11 protein-coding genes and 1 pseudogene are annotated in these 15,022 nt (G+C 33.5%); 1 reads left to right on the top strand and 11 read right to left on the bottom strand.

Annotated elements, in window-relative coordinates; all coding sequences use genetic code 11:
• Positions 1-10 precede the first annotated feature (10 nt).
• Positions 11-3,163 carry a UvrD-helicase domain-containing protein gene (locus tag AC23MC_RS09470; RefSeq protein WP_487568110.1) on the bottom strand — a complete coding sequence of 1,051 codons (3,153 nt, stop codon included), beginning with the start codon at positions 3,161-3,163 and terminating at the stop codon, positions 11-13.
• A 105-nt stretch (positions 3,164-3,268) separates the two neighbouring features.
• On the opposite strand from AC23MC_RS09470, the gene AC23MC_RS09465 reads away from it, so the two are divergent.
• A complete protein-coding gene (locus AC23MC_RS09465; RefSeq protein WP_487568111.1) occupies positions 3,269-3,874 on the top strand; it encodes a superoxide dismutase in 606 nt (201 codons plus the stop codon).
• Between the two features lie 430 nt (positions 3,875-4,304).
• Here the strand turns inward: AC23MC_RS09465 and AC23MC_RS09460 are convergent, their stop codons facing one another.
• The 10 genes and pseudogenes from AC23MC_RS09460 to AC23MC_RS09415 all read right to left on the bottom strand — a co-directional run bounded on the left by AC23MC_RS09460 (position 4,305) and on the right by AC23MC_RS09415 (position 14,810).
• Positions 4,305-6,203 (bottom strand): amidophosphoribosyltransferase, encoded by a 1,899-nt coding sequence (locus AC23MC_RS09460; RefSeq protein ID WP_487568112.1) that lies wholly within the window; start codon positions 6,201-6,203, stop codon positions 4,305-4,307.
• Positions 6,204-6,395: 192 nt separating this feature from the next.
• Positions 6,396-7,322, bottom strand: coding sequence for a PfkB family carbohydrate kinase (locus AC23MC_RS09455; RefSeq protein ID WP_487568113.1), 927 nt, complete (start codon positions 7,320-7,322; stop codon positions 6,396-6,398).
• 93 nt (positions 7,323-7,415) lie between these two features.
• Positions 7,416-8,114, bottom strand: a complete 699-nt coding sequence (locus tag AC23MC_RS09450; RefSeq protein WP_487568114.1) for an IS1 family transposase — start codon at positions 8,112-8,114, stop codon at positions 7,416-7,418.
• Positions 8,115-8,336: 222 nt separating this feature from the next.
• On the bottom strand, positions 8,337-8,744 hold the full coding sequence (locus AC23MC_RS09445; protein ID WP_487568115.1) for a hypothetical protein: 408 nt from the start codon (positions 8,742-8,744) through the stop codon (positions 8,337-8,339).
• A 4-nt stretch (positions 8,745-8,748) separates the two neighbouring features.
• Positions 8,749-9,633 (bottom strand): annotated as a pseudogene (locus tag AC23MC_RS09440) (RHS repeat domain-containing protein); the annotation flags it as partial.
• A 606-nt stretch (positions 9,634-10,239) separates the two neighbouring features.
• Positions 10,240-10,644 carry a hypothetical protein gene (locus tag AC23MC_RS09435; protein WP_487568116.1) on the bottom strand — a complete coding sequence of 135 codons (405 nt, stop codon included), beginning with the start codon at positions 10,642-10,644 and terminating at the stop codon, positions 10,240-10,242.
• A gap of 28 nt (positions 10,645-10,672) precedes the next feature.
• Complete coding sequence (locus tag AC23MC_RS09430) at positions 10,673-11,539, bottom strand: tyrosine-type recombinase/integrase (RefSeq protein WP_487568117.1); 867 nt, start codon at positions 11,537-11,539, stop codon at positions 10,673-10,675.
• A gap of 10 nt (positions 11,540-11,549) precedes the next feature.
• Entirely contained in the window at positions 11,550-12,467 is a 918-nt protein-coding gene (locus AC23MC_RS09425; RefSeq protein ID WP_487568118.1) for a tyrosine-type recombinase/integrase, read from the bottom strand.
• Positions 12,468-12,572: 105 nt separating this feature from the next.
• Positions 12,573-14,243, bottom strand: coding sequence for a P-loop NTPase family protein (locus AC23MC_RS09420; RefSeq protein WP_487568119.1), 1,671 nt, complete (start codon positions 14,241-14,243; stop codon positions 12,573-12,575).
• A gap of 3 nt (positions 14,244-14,246) precedes the next feature.
• Positions 14,247-14,810 carry a hypothetical protein gene (locus tag AC23MC_RS09415; protein ID WP_487568120.1) on the bottom strand — a complete coding sequence of 188 codons (564 nt, stop codon included), beginning with the start codon at positions 14,808-14,810 and terminating at the stop codon, positions 14,247-14,249.
• Positions 14,811-15,022: the final 212 nt, after the last annotated feature.

The following is a 15,022-nucleotide window of genomic DNA, read 5'->3' as shown; positions in this document are numbered from 1 at the left end:
GTTTTATTTTTTACAAAGTTACTATTTCCAATGTTTCGCCAATATAAACCAGTGCTTTTTTAACGACTTTAAAACCCATATTTTGCAAAGCAACTTCGTATATTTCTACTTGTTTATGATGTTTAGCAAGCGGATCTCCCGTTTTATAATCGAGAATCATTGCTTGATTTTGGCGATTAATTACAATTCTATCGGGTTTTACGATATTATCTTCCTTTCGTAAAATAATCTGCTCATTTAATATTTTATTCGATTCATCAAAAAAGATAGATAATTCCGGATGCAAACAAATTTGAGTAATAATAGACGAAACAGCGTCTTTTTGGCTTAAAGCAATAATTCCATTTTCTAATGCTTTGGTAACCGCCAAGTCAATGTCGTTTTTGGTTTTTATATAAGATAATATTTCGTGAATCACATTACCATATTCAATTGCTTTTTGTTGATGCGTTCCCCACATCAAGCTTTCACGTTGGGCAATTTTAATCGAATTTGGATTGAGATTTTTCTCCACCAAAGCAATCGGAATTAACTCTTGAACTTTTTTACTTTCAGTGGAAACTTTTTCAGCATTTCCCCATTCGTACACTTTTCTTTGCGAATCAAATAAATTATTGTCTTGCAAGAAAGTGAGAAAGAAAGTTGACATATTATTGGAAATAACTTCTCCTTTAGAAGTCAAATTCATACTTGAAATAATATGAAGTTGCTCTTCTGCTCTGGTTAATGCTACATAAAGAATATTGATGTTATCTAACAATTCTTCTTCCTTTTTTTGATGATAAACCGCTGCAGCCGATTCGCCAAATTCTTCAACGCTTTTATTGTTATCAATTAAAACTTTTGGCAATTCAATTAAATTAGATTCGGGTTCAATCCACAATTTATCTTTTGGTGAATTGGTATAGCTTTCTTCGGCAAACGGAAAAATAACCACCGGAAATTCTAATCCTTTTGATTTGTGAATGGTCATAATTCGAATAGCATTATTTCCTTCCGGCGATGGAATGCTAAATTTTGCACTATTATTATCCCAGTATTCTAAAAAATCTGAAATTCCGCTTTGGTTTTTAATATCTCTATCTAAAACCCTATCCAGAAAATCTTGGATATAAGCATTTGATTCTTTGGGTTTTATGAAAGTTCTGATGATAGTTTCAACCGCTTCATACAGCGATTTTTTTCTAATTTGTTGAAACGAAAAAGATAAATCTAACGAAGTTAACCAATTTTCTAAATCAATTTCCAAGTCAAATTCCATCCCTTTCGCCACAAAATCATGGGTTGGCATTTCTTGCTGAAGATTTTTTGCAACATAATATAAAAAATGTGCTTTTGATTCTTTATCGGCTCCGTTTTTCAAAAATCGCAACAGCGAAATAATTAAATTTACATCCGAAGAATTTTGCAACAATAGCGATTCAGACGAAACAATCGGAATACTTTTTTCGGTTAAAAAAGCAGCAATTTTAACTCCGGGATCTTTTTTTCGGGTCAGAATAACCAAATCCCGATACGAAAATCCTTTTGCTTTTAATTCTTCGATAGTTTGAAGAACGGCTTCTAAATACAAATCATCTTTTTCAATCTCTTCTTCCCATTCTGATTTGGATGGGATAAAAGAAAGCTTCACATAACCACCTTTTTTATCATTTTCCTTTTGACGGCTGTGATTTTCATACAAATCTTTATAATCCGGATGCTCAAAACTATTGGCCAAAAAGGCAAAAAACTGATTATTAAAATCGATAATTTGGCTATAACTTCGCCAGTTGGTATCTAAATGAAAAAGTTTTTTTTCGGGATTTATAAATGGATTTTCATCTTTGCTTAATTCGATAAACTGTTCCGCTTTTCCACCACGCCAACGATAAATCGATTGTTTTGGGTCGCCCACGATCATCAACGAACCTCTTTCTTGGTTCAAATCTTCGCTCGAAAGAGCATTATCTATCAACGGAACGAGATTTTCCCACTGCATTTGCGAAGTATCTTGAAATTCGTCAATAAAAAAATGTTTATACCGTTCGCCCATTCGTTCATAAATAAAAGGAGCCGGTTGATTTTGAATTTCGTTGTGAATGATAGCATTGAATTCTGAAATCGATAAAATATTTTGTTCTTCCTGAATTTTATCTAATTCTTGGCTCACACGATTTAGAAGTGATAAAGGTGTAATATTTTTTAAAAAAGCCAAATACAACATATATTCTTTGACAGAAGAATGTATTAAACTGAAAAAATCTAATAATTCTGTTGCAATTGAATCAACCGCCTCTTTTTGCAGATTTGGAATGGATTTGGAATAGCGATTTCCTTCCGTAAGATATTCTTCAATTTTGGCATTGTTGATGATTTCGCCTTGAGCAATTTTAGTAAAATAATTAAAAACTACACCTCTACTAAAAGATTTTGCATCTAACTGATTATAATTAATGAGTTGCATTGCTTTTTGCCCGGCTTCCAAACATTCTTTTTCTATTGATTTTATTTTTTCGAGCACATTTTTCTTCAAATCAATAAATTCCTGAATTTGCTTGTCTTTAAAGTGAACAATTTCGTTTCGGTTGTTTTCATTAGTCAACAATTTAGAAATTTCTTTGATATCTCGGGTTACATCCCACGATTTGTCGTCGTCTGTTTTTTCTAAAGTAAAATCGACCAATAAACGTGTGAGCATTTCATCATTTCCGGCTTGAGCAATAATGGCATCAATGGCTTCTTGCAAAAGATTATCGGTTTCTAGCGAGACTTCAAACGTAGAAGGCAAATTCAAATCGTGTGCAAACGTTCGGATTACTTTGTGCGTAAATTTATCAATCGTAGAAATATCAAAAGCGGCATAGTTGTGAATGATATTTCGAATAATTGATTTTGATTTTTGTTTAATTTCTTGAACTGACAATCCGGTTTCTGAAACAATTGCATTCATCACCGCCATTCCTTTCGAGTTTGGTTCTTCTGCGGCAAATTGCGATAATGTTTCAACTACTCGCGATTTCATTTCGCCAACGGCTTTGTTGGTAAATGTAATAGCCAAAATATTTTTATAGGCATCTTCTTTTTTGGATAATAGAATAATTTTTAAATATTCTTTAACCAAAGTAAAGGTTTTACCTGAACCGGCAGAGGCATCGTAAATTGAAAAAGCGGGTTTATTCAAGGCTATAATTTAAATTAATACAACAATAACGAAATAGAATTTCCTTTTCCAAAGTTAATTGATTAAATTTGAAGCTCATTATTGTTAAACGTAAAAAATATAATTATGTCATTTGAACTACCAAAATTACCTTATGCATACGATGCATTAGAACCACATATTGATGCCAGAACGATGGAAATTCATCATTCAAAACACCATGCTGCCTATACCAACAACCTAAATGCGGCTATTGAAGGAACAGACATGAATGGCAAAACAATTGAAAACATTTTAATTAATTTAGACAAAACCAATGCGGCTGTTCGTAATAACGGTGGTGGTTTTTATAATCACAATTTGTTTTGGACAGTAATGTCACCCAACGGTGGTGGCGAACCAACAGGAGAATTAGCCGAAGCGATCGAAAGAGACTTTGGAACCTTTGCAGAGTTTAAAGCTAAATTTTCTAAAGCTGGAGCAACTCAATTTGGATCAGGTTGGGCTTTTTTATGTGTAAAAGATGGTAAACTAGAAGTTTGCGGAACACCAAATCAAGACAATCCGTTAATGCCGGGTGTTGGTTGTGGTGGAACACCAATTCTTGCCATGGATGTTTGGGAACATGCTTATTATTTAAATTATCAAAACAGAAGACCAGACTATATTGAAGCTTTCTTTAATGTAATTAACTGGGAAGAAGTTTCCAGAAGATTTGCTACAGAAAAATAATAGAAAATCTATTAAATTAAAAAAAGCGACATTCTAACGAGTGTCGCTTTTTTTGTGGAAAAATAAAAAGGTGGAATTTCTTCCACCCTTTTGCCCCAAATCTACCATAAACTTAACCGTGCGTACTATGGTAATTACAAATGTACAACGGTTTTTAGTAAGAAACTATTGTCTGACAAAATAAATTTTAACAATTAGGGAATAAAGGGTGTATTGCATAATTATATGGGTTTTTTGATGGTTTATAAGTGTAATCCAAACTGATATAAAATAAAAAAGGTACGCATAGCGTACCCTTTTTGCCCCAAATCTACCATAAACTTAACCTACTAATGCTATGGTGAAACAAATGTATATTAACACCTTTTTGTTAACAAATAAATTAGATGAAATGCATCAAAAATCGTTAAAAGGTAAAAAATACTACATTTTAGTATGCTCTTGCGTCTTTCCCTTCATAGAAATTCATGAAAGCACGGTTTACAACGCGGTTTCCTCCAGGTGTTGGATAGTCGCCGGTGAAATACCAATCGCCCAAATGATTTGGACAAGCAACGTGCAAATTAGCTACAGTTTGAAAAATAATTTTTACCTCAGCTTTTGTATCAGATGAACTTAACATTTCAGCAATTTTATCCGAAACTTGCTGGTCGTTGAATGGTGCATAAATTTCTTTCACATAATTTACAATTTCACCGTCTTTAAATTTTTCTTGAAGTTTACACTTTTTATACACCTCATCAATAATATGGTATTGATTATTTTCTTTTAATAATTCTAAAACAGCTCTAAACGCAACTAATCCTTCTAATTTTGCCATATCGATTCCGTAACAATCCGGATAACGAATTTGCGGAGCCGATGAAACAATCACAATTCGTTTTGGGTTTAATCGATCCATCATTCGGATGATGCTTTTCTTTAAAGTAGTTCCACGAACAATACTATCATCAATAATCACCAAATTATCGGATGGATTTATCACACCATACGTTACATCATACACGTGAGCCACCAAATCATCTCTGCTGCTGTCTTCCGTAATAAATGTTCGCAACTTGACATCTTTAATCGCAACTTTTTCTGTTCTGATTTTAACGGAAAGAATTTCTTCTAATTTTTCCTTCGTTAATGTTTTTCGGTTGGTAAGAATGTATTTATTTTTTCGTTGATTCAGAAAATCCTGAGCGGCTTCTACCATACCATAAAAAGAAGTCTCAGCTGTGTTTGGAATATAGGAGAAAACTGTATTGTCTGTGTCATTATCAATCGCGTCTAAAACAGCAGGAAGTATCAATTTTCCTAACATTTTTCTTTCTCTGTAAATTTCGGCATCGCTTCCTCTGGAGAAATAAATGCGTTCAAAGGAACACGCTTTCTTTTCTAATGGTTCTAAAATTTCTTCTAGCGAAAAGCTTCCGTTCTTCTTGATAATCAATGCTTTTCCGGGATCTAATTCCTGTACTTTTTCGAAAGGCACATTGAAAACCGTTTGAATTACCGGTCTTTCCGATGCAACTACCACGATTTCATCATCTTCGTAAAAATACGCAGGACGAATTCCGGCAGGATCACGAAACACGAATGCATCACCATGACCTAATAAACCGGCCATAGCAAAACCACCGTCCCAATTTTTAGATGCTTTTCGTAAAATCTTAGCAATATCTAATTTTTCGGCAATCACGGGAGAAGCTTCTCGTTTGGATAAACCGTTATTTTTACATTCTTGGTATAAATCGGTTACTTCATCATCTAAGAAATGACCGATTTTTTCCATTACAGTAACGGTGTCGGCTAATTCTTTTGGGTGCTGCCCCAATTCGACTAAATTATCAAACAGCTCTTTTACATTGGTCATGTTGAAATTTCCGGCTACAATCAAATTTCGGTGCATCCAGTTATTTTGACGTAAAAACGGATGAACACTTTCGATGCTGTTTTTTCCGAAAGTTCCGTAGCGAACGTGACCTAAAAATAATTCACCTATATATGGAATGTTTTCTTTCTGCCAATCCACATCATTTTGAAATTCGGGATTGTTGGCTAAATCATCGTTTATTCGCTCATTAATTTGGGCAAAAATATCCTGAATGGGTTGCGATTTGTTAGAACGAACCCGACTGATGTAACGCTGACCGGGTTCTACATCAAATTTAATACTCGCAAAACCGGCTCCGTCTTGTCCGCGGTTGTGTTGCTTTTCCATCAAAAGATACATTTTTTGTATCCCGTAGAAAGCAGTTCCGTATTTGTCTTTGTAATATTGAAGCGGTTTTTTTAATCGTAAAAGGGCAATTCCACATTCGTGTTTGATTGCGTCACTCATCGTGTTGTAGTTATTAGTTGTGTGTTATTATTGGCCACGAATTTCACGAATTTTCACGAATTCTAAAATCTGTTTTTATGTTGATTTCACAAATTAAATTTAACTGAAAATCTTTAATTAAATTCGTGCTAATTTGTAAAATTTGTGGCTACCTTTTATAAAAAATGCCCCGAAATTTCGAGGCACAGTATTTTATTCTAATTCGATGTCAAATTGAGTTAAAGCTCTAAATTGTTTCAAGCGGTCATACACTTCTTCTTTTTCAAGGTCAAGCATTCGCTCGGTTCCAAATTTTTCTACACAGAAGGAGGCTAAGTTTGAACCATAAATAATGGCATTCTTCATATTGCCAAACGAAATGTTTTCGCTTTGAGCAATAAATCCTGAAAATCCACCTGCAAACGTATCGCCAGCTCCGGTTGGATCAAATACTTCTTCTAATGGTAAAGCAGGTGCAAAGAAAATTTCTTTTCCTTGGAATAACAGGGCTCCGTGTTCTCCTTTTTTAATTACTACATATTTTGGCCCCATGGTATGAATCTTCGCTGCGGCTTTCACCAAGGAATATTCACCTGATAATTGACGAGCTTCTTCATCGTTAATGGTGATTACATCCACACGTTTCATCACTTCATGTAATTCGGCTAACGCACAATCCATCCAGAAATTCATTGTATCCAAAACAACTAATTTAGGTTTAGAAGTCATTTGGTCTAACACACTGATTTGAACCATCGGGTGCAAGTTGCCTAACATTACTACATCTGAACCTTTGTATTCGGTTGGGACTTTTGGTTGAAAATCGGCCAATACATTTAGTTCTGTAACCAACGTATCTCTTGAATTCAAATCGTTGTGGTAACGACCACTCCAAAAGAACGTTTTACCGCCTTTTACGATTTCAATTCCGGAAATATCGATGTCTCTGTCAGATAATAAATCTAAATATTCTTGCGGAAAATCTTCTCCAACAACGGAAACAATCGCCGATTTTACATTAAAAAAAGAGGCCGACAAGCCAATAAATGTAGCCGCTCCGCCTAAAATTTTGTCTGTTTTTCCGAAAGGAGTTTCAATGGCATCAAAAGCAACCGTTCCTACGATGAGTAGTTTGTTCATGAGTTATGGTTTGAAATAAGGTGCAAAGATACGGTTTTTGTTTAAATGTTTAAATGGGTAGAAGTTTAAAAGTTTGTGAAAGTTTGGGTGCATTTATCCCCAAAAATAAATTTTTAAAATACAAAGCAAAACAGAATAACTTTTAGAATAACAAATAGTTTTTCGGTTTAGTCGTTTCAAGTTATTGCGTAAAGTGAGGTTATTTCGTTCGATTTGATTAGTTCCAAACCTTTTGACACAATGAATAGTTTTTGCTATAATCGATTTATAATGTCTTAAACCATCAGTGTAAATTCGTTTGGCTTTGGAAAGTAGTAGCGTATTGATTACCGTACCAAGTGTTCGTAATGTTCTTTTGCCGATTGCAAAACTGACAACTTTTTTTGTTTTTCTTTGCAAAGCATATACTATCCAAATTTGTCGAGACTTACTACTAATAAAACTTCGCATTTCATCTACTTCATAAATCTTACCTGATGAGATTGGAGGTGCTTTGATCGATTTTGCAATTGAAATGATTCGCTTTAAAACGGTTGTGGTTGAAATACTTAGAATTCTACCTGTACTTCTAATACCGACACCTTCTTTAATTAGCTGCATAATTGAAGTATTTATATTTTTGCAATAAGCTTTGTTGGTATAATAATCAATACTTCTTGTCTTGCAACTTTTACAAAAATATTGTTGCTTTCTATTCTTTTTAAAACCATTTTTAATAATCTTTTTTGATCTACAATTAGGACAAGTTCCAGTATCACTAACTTTATAACACGTGGTGTCACTTTTCTTCATTACATTCGTTTTAAGCGATTTTCAAATGTAAAAAAGACGAACAGTATCGTTCGTCTTTTTGTTTTAATTTTTGTTTATAAATTGATTTACAAATGGTTAAATTGTAAATTTTGGAGCATCACTAACTTTGGAACATTACCGAGCATGGTATAAAAACCCGTGTAAAATAAAAGGCAAACTTTACGCTTGCCTTTTGGGTTTAAATTGAATTTTGGTACATCACTAATTTGGAGCATTACCTAGTCTATTTTTAAACATTGGAGATAATTCTTGTGATGTTTTGATTAAATAAGTTCTTAAATTTTTTTTGTCTTTTATTCCTTTATACCCTAAATAAAAATCTTTTGGATTATTTGTATTCACATAAACAATAACAGGGTCGCCTTCATTTGTTAAAAAATCCCCTTCTTTATAGATAAACTTTTCATATTTTACACTATCATGTATAATTGTAAATGTTACATGATAATAAGATTTTCTTGCATAAGCAAGACCTTTTTCAATTTTATTAACATATCCTTGTTTTTCGATATAGTCATCTTCTTTTATTTTTTCGAGACTTTTATCTTTTTCTTTGTTTTTACAGGAAATAGTAAAAATAATTATAATAATAAAATATTTAAATTTCATAAATCTATAAGTTTTTTAATAATCTGAAATCCATTCCCATATGTGTCCTCCAAGTTCCCCTACCTTTAAACTTACCAATGTACATATGCTTATAAGCTTTTTCAAATTGATGATATGATGTAGTTGAATTTCTAATTTCGTCTATTGCAGCTTCATTAATTCCCAGACGTTTTGCCAATCGCATTTTTATCGATGGAAGTGTATTTGATAGCCTACCCTTGGTATTTAGTGCTTTAACATTTGGTGCATCCATACCTGGCATTAATTCAAAATACGCCATAAAATTCATCATTCTCGCAGAATCTTGACCTCCTCTATATTTTATTCCATTCGCTGCATTTATTGGTTTGTATTCTCCTGCCTCTTCTCTCCTTAATAAAAGTCTTGATATTGGGTCGTTTGTTCCATGTCCAAGAATTAAATCTCTTTTTCTAAAATCAGCCCTATTATAAAGATAGTTTGTGTTACCCATATAGTATGCTATTTCATTTTTGGTTCTGAGCAAAGTGCCTTCATTCACTTTGCCTCCAACAACAGTGAGACCTGTAAGTGGCATCCCATCGTTATATTGGCTCATAAAAGCAATATCTTCTTTTACAAAACTAGAAATCTGTTCCATCGAAGCATTCTGGTTACTTTGTAGAAAAGCATATATTCTTTGAATTTCATCTTTATCTGTTGTTTTATGTCCTCCATCAACTTCCTCCCATAAACCAGTTGGGTCAGAAAACAGTACAGGATTATTATAACCAAACCTGTAAGGTGTCAAATCTGCGTCACCTTCTGCCATTACATCCATTGATATAAATCTGGAAATAGCAGGGTCATATTGTCGCATATCCATTGCGTACATATTAAGCCCCAGCTCATCTTGGAATTCAACACCATTATACTTATACTTATAAGCCTCTACAAACCTTCATTATATTGATAAGAACGTTCAAACTTCACCACCAATCATAATTCAAATATAAGATTTTTAAGTAAAAAAAAGTAGGTTTTATTGTTGTTTTTTGGTAAACTTAATCAGTATTTCTATAATCTTTGATGTAGGAGAATTTCTCATTATCAAAACTATACATTTGGTGGCTTTATTCGCTCTAACTGGGAAAGCCATAAACATCACTATAACCAACAAAATAAAGACTAAAATGATTATTAAATTGTTCATTTTTACATGTTTTAAAATTAAAAAGTGACCAAAGTAACTAATTCAAAAAGTTTTAAATCGGACATCAAGAATGCTCCTTTTTAAAAAACAGAAAACACCAAATCAATTAGTTATGAAATGGTGTTGAATTTGTGAAAATAAAGAATGTTGTAATGACGGGGTTTCTATTGGTGACAAATCGTGGAAAAATTATTTTGTCCTTTTATTCTATATTACTAGTTAAAACATCTATTTATGAATTTAACACTGGTTAACTAATACTTAAAACAAAGCCTATCATTTTTATTTTGATAGGCTCGTTATTAGGTTTTTCATAACTCTAGTTTAAAAACATAATTGATATAATTCAGGAGAAACCTTCTTAAAAATTGACTTTGATAAACTCATTTGCATTTCAATCTCTGAACTGTAATAAGCACTATTAAACATCCCTAGAATTGCTAAAACCCCATCATTTTTTAATCTTTTCGCTCCATAGTAAAAATCAAATACTGCTACGGATATTGGTGGTGCAATTACCTTCTTTCCGTTCATTACTCCATTTACTCTCATTGGTAAAAATTCGTGTTTTTCAAATATTTCTAAGGCACTTAAAAATTTAATTTCATCATTTGATAATCCGTACTCCTTCTTTAACTGCTTTGAACAAATTACATTCACTGCATTAGTTGTTGATGCATCAGATTTTTTTCTGGTATTGTAACCAAATTTTCGTTTTTGTTTTTTCATATAATCTAAATTTAAAATTGTTACTTGTTTATAAAGGGAAATATCTATTTATCAATTCCCGTTGTTCTTCGCTATTGGCTTTAATATATTTCTGTGTGGTTCCAGGCCACTTATGCCCTGCAAGTTCCTGAACGTGTTCCAATGCCAGTTTTTTATCGTTTAACCAGTTGCAGATGACACTCATTCGGATGGTTTGGGGACAAAGCTTCTTATCTGGAAATAATCCCTTTAAAGGCTCTAAAATGGCTTGAATACTATCTACTGCCATCGGTTTCCCAAGTTTGCTTAGAATTAGCCTTTCTGTACTGGTGCGTAAAAGTTGTGGTCTTATCTCATGGATATATTTTGAAAATAAAATCATTTGCTTATTTACCAGTTCTAGGGTTCTTCGGTTGAGGTTGGAAGAGGCTTTTATATAAATTGTTCCATTATCCAAATCAATATCTTTCACGTCTAATTTTATAATTTCTTCACTAGCTAAACCCTGATAAATAAGCAAGGATATTACTATTGCATTTCGAGTATCAATGTACTGGTATCGGTTTTCTCTATTCAAGAGCAATTGTAGTTCGCTGTTGGTAAATAAATCTTGAATCTGTAACGATTGGTTGCGATTAACTTTTACATTCAATCGTTTACATGGGTGGTCGGTTCGGTAGCCAATCATTACCAAATAATCATAATACTTTTTAATTGCCGATAATATGGTAACTCGGTATTGTGGGTTGGCTTGCTTTTGACTAATTTCATCCATACAACTAACAATATTTTGATATTTAAACCGCTTCGCCTTTGGATTGAGTAAAAGAAAATGATTGATGGCAAATAGATAACTTTTGGTTGTTTGAGGGGTGTATTGTTCCAATAAGAATTGCTCTAAAGTTTGCTTTTTCATTGGTTAAGATTTAAAAGTTTGTTACTGGTTTTCGTTTCTTGTTTTTGATAGCATAGATATAAGCCGTATTTATTTCTTGATGACCTAAAAAACGCCTTATAAACTCAATTCCTGCGTTGTTATCGGCAAGGTGGCTCGCTATGCTATGACGAAGACAATGAAGCGTTATTTCAAGCTTAATGAGTTCTTGGTTATTAGTGACCTCAATCATTTTCTTTAGTGTTTCGTTGAGGTGTTCACCACTCATTCGGTTGCCTTTGGAATTGATAAAAAAAGCTTCTTGGATTTCACTACTATTTAAAAGCCTTCTTGGTCGCTCCTCCAAGATGTATTTTTTTATATAGTCTATCATGGTATTGCTTACTGGTATGGTTCGTCTTTTGCTTCCTTTTCCTTTTCTCACAATTAATTCACCACTACTCAAAAAAACATCCTTTACGCTGAGTTGTTCCAATTCACACCTTCTTAATCCACATCCATAAGCTACAGATAACAAAGCCCGCTCTAAATCATTTTGACAATGAGCATAAACCATTTTAATCTGTTCCACACTTAAAAAATTTCTGCTCTTAGAAAATCCATCGCTATAACTTGGAATATAAAACCCTGTATCGATTACTTTACTCTCTAGTAGATTTTGCATAAAAAGTCCTAAAACGTATAAATGTGATTTGATGGTTTTTTCGGCAAGTGTTCCCTCTCTTCTTTGGTTTGGTCTTTCAATCAGGTATTCAAAATAACTAACCATTTCTTTACTGGTAACTTCTTTGATATTAGTAACTCCTTTAACCTCCAACCAAACAAGGAACTCAATAACCGCCCCTTTATTCATAGTGCCTTTTCCTTGCTTGTAGTTTCTCACTTTTACATAACTTTCAAATTCTTTAAGTAGCTTTTGAAATACTGGTGTTTGAATTGTTTTTTTCATCTTTTTGGATTGTCAATGTTTATTTCTTGCACGAATTTTGAAAACACCGAACGCTAGCATTATATACCCTGATACTATTGGTCTGTGGCGTTCTTTTTGTGTTCCTTAGAGTTCTTTTAATTGTTTGTTGAGGTCTTCTCTAATTTTGCTACGGAGCTTTTCAAGATTATCCCAGTAAACAATTACATACTTAAACCCTTTATTTATTGAGCCTTCCACGACTTGAATGTATTCCAACTCTTGTAGGGTGGTGAAGTACTTAAAATTTGTTGTTTTGCTGATATTAATCTCTTGTCGGATTTCCCTAGCCGTGAACCTGTGGGTAGTACCTTTAGTTTGCTTCTTAACATACTGTTTCATTTTCTCAAAGAACTGTCTAGTACTGCCGTCTAACTCGTCAACTTTTATCATAATGGCACTAAAGAAAATTTCAACGGCTTTTTCTATATCGGCTTTGGTGGTTACAAGTCTTCCTTTACTATCTGTCTTTCGTTGGTATTGGTGAAGGATTGTAATCTGTGAAACAAAGTTTTGAAATTGGCTGTTAAGTCTTCTAAGCATCTTGGCTTCGAGTGGTAACATAAGTTTATCAGCAAAAGGATTTACTACCTCATAACTCTTTAAAACACGCATACAGTTTCTAAGTAATTGCTTGGCTTGTTGTTCCTTTTCTTTATCGGTTACACCTGCAATTTTTTTGTTTTGAGCTTGAATAATTTTAAGTGTTTGCTCTTGGCTTTCATCCACTCCAACCACCACCGAACGGCTTATATTGTCATAATAAACTTCTGCTTTTGTGGTGGCTACAAGGCTTGCAAAATGAGCTTTCACTTGTTTTAATTTCCCTCTGTTTTGCCCAAAAATATCTTTAACCACTGTGGAACTGGTAAGGAATTTAGCGGATTGCATTTCACGAAAAGCAAATTGGGCTTCTTCATCCAATCCCTCAAAATCCTGAATCAAAATAAGTTTGTTGGTTAACTCTTTTTCTTTATAATGATAAAGTGATTTTTTGGTAATTCTAGTGGTATTCATTACGTCTTCCTGTGGCATACATTCCGCAATTGAATTCAGTAAATGGCTTTTACCTTCACCCGATGTTCCTTGAATAAGTGCATGGAGTAAATACGGCATTTTATAACCTGATGCAATCACAAAAAGCAACATTCTATTATCTTGTTCCCCAATAATTCCAGTTTGCTCCAGTAGCTTATCAATGTTTTCCAGTAGTTGAGCTTTAGACAAAAATTCAACTGCTTTTTCCGATGCTTTGGGTGTTAATTCCTTTACGGAATATTGCTCTGCAATTGGGTTGATTTCCGCTTCAAAAAGTGCATCTCGGTAGGTCTCCAATAAATTGGTCAATTGAGTTAAATCATCTTCCAAAGTATCATAATCTAATCCTTGTTTTTCCGATAATTCTTTGCACTGGTATTGCACGTGAGTAAACTCAAATAAGTCTATTTTCAAACGGTGTTTTCTACCTGTGGAATCAATTATTTGCAAACTTATTTTCATGTTTTGCATATCCATCGATAACCTTCCGATGACCAAATAAGTACCTACGTTACCTTCAAAGCTTATCTTATAATCATTAAGGATTTTTAAACCCTCTTTTGGTTTTTGAATAGTGGTGTAACTGTTTATAAATTCTGCCACTCCTTCCGTTCCGTATTTCAACCATGTATCATTGAGATTGTCACCGTCTGGAAGTTCTACCAGTGCAACTGGAATCTGTGGTTTTATCTGTTGTATTGTTTGTTGAATTGCTTCCATTAATTAACGTTTTACGATTATAATTTCTTCTAAATTTTCCAGTTCTGCGATGGCTTCCAAATGTTGAGGTAATAATTTCCCATTATGTAGAGCCAAAACCGCTTCTTTATTTTCCAAAGCTTTGCTTTGCAAAAGGCTTGCACCATCTAGCACCGTTGGAACTATAAAAAGTCTTTTGGTGTTCGGATTTGGATAACAGGGATATAATCCTTTTTCATTTAGATATTCCTCTTTGGGTGTTTCCAGTTTAAAGCGAATGGCAAAAAAATTAACTACATGGTTTTGTTTATCCATCAATGGAAAAATGATTGCATATCGCCCGAAAACGGTATAAGCGGTAAGGTCTTCTTGCTTTACACCCGCTTCACTTTTGGTAAGTAAACCCAAATTTTCAAAATGGTCTTTAATTTCCTGTGTTTGTCGGTGGTGAAACTGACCAGAATTAAAACCAATCCTAAGCTCTGTATAATCCAAACCTATACTCTTTAAGTATAATTTGGGGTCAATGGCTTTTGCCGAACGGATTCCCGTTTCAAATGACTTATATAAATCGTTTAAATCTCTCATATCCTTGTTTTTAAAACCTCATTTTTAGGCATAGGTTATGCCGTTCGGGTGTTTTGTCCCAAATTTAGTTGTGTGAATTAATTGTTTGATTTTCGAGCTTATTGTTCAGCTACACAATTTGCTCTTTTTTAGCTGAAACCATTCTTTAGCTTTCAGAATGGCGAAAAAGTCTTGCAAGAATTTTTCTAGTGGATTTCCTTTGGCAAAGATAG

This window comes from Flavobacterium sp. T50_26 (assembly GCF_057652995.1).
The sequence above is the reverse complement of the archived record's forward strand: the minus strand, read 5'-3'. Positions and strand labels throughout refer to the sequence as shown.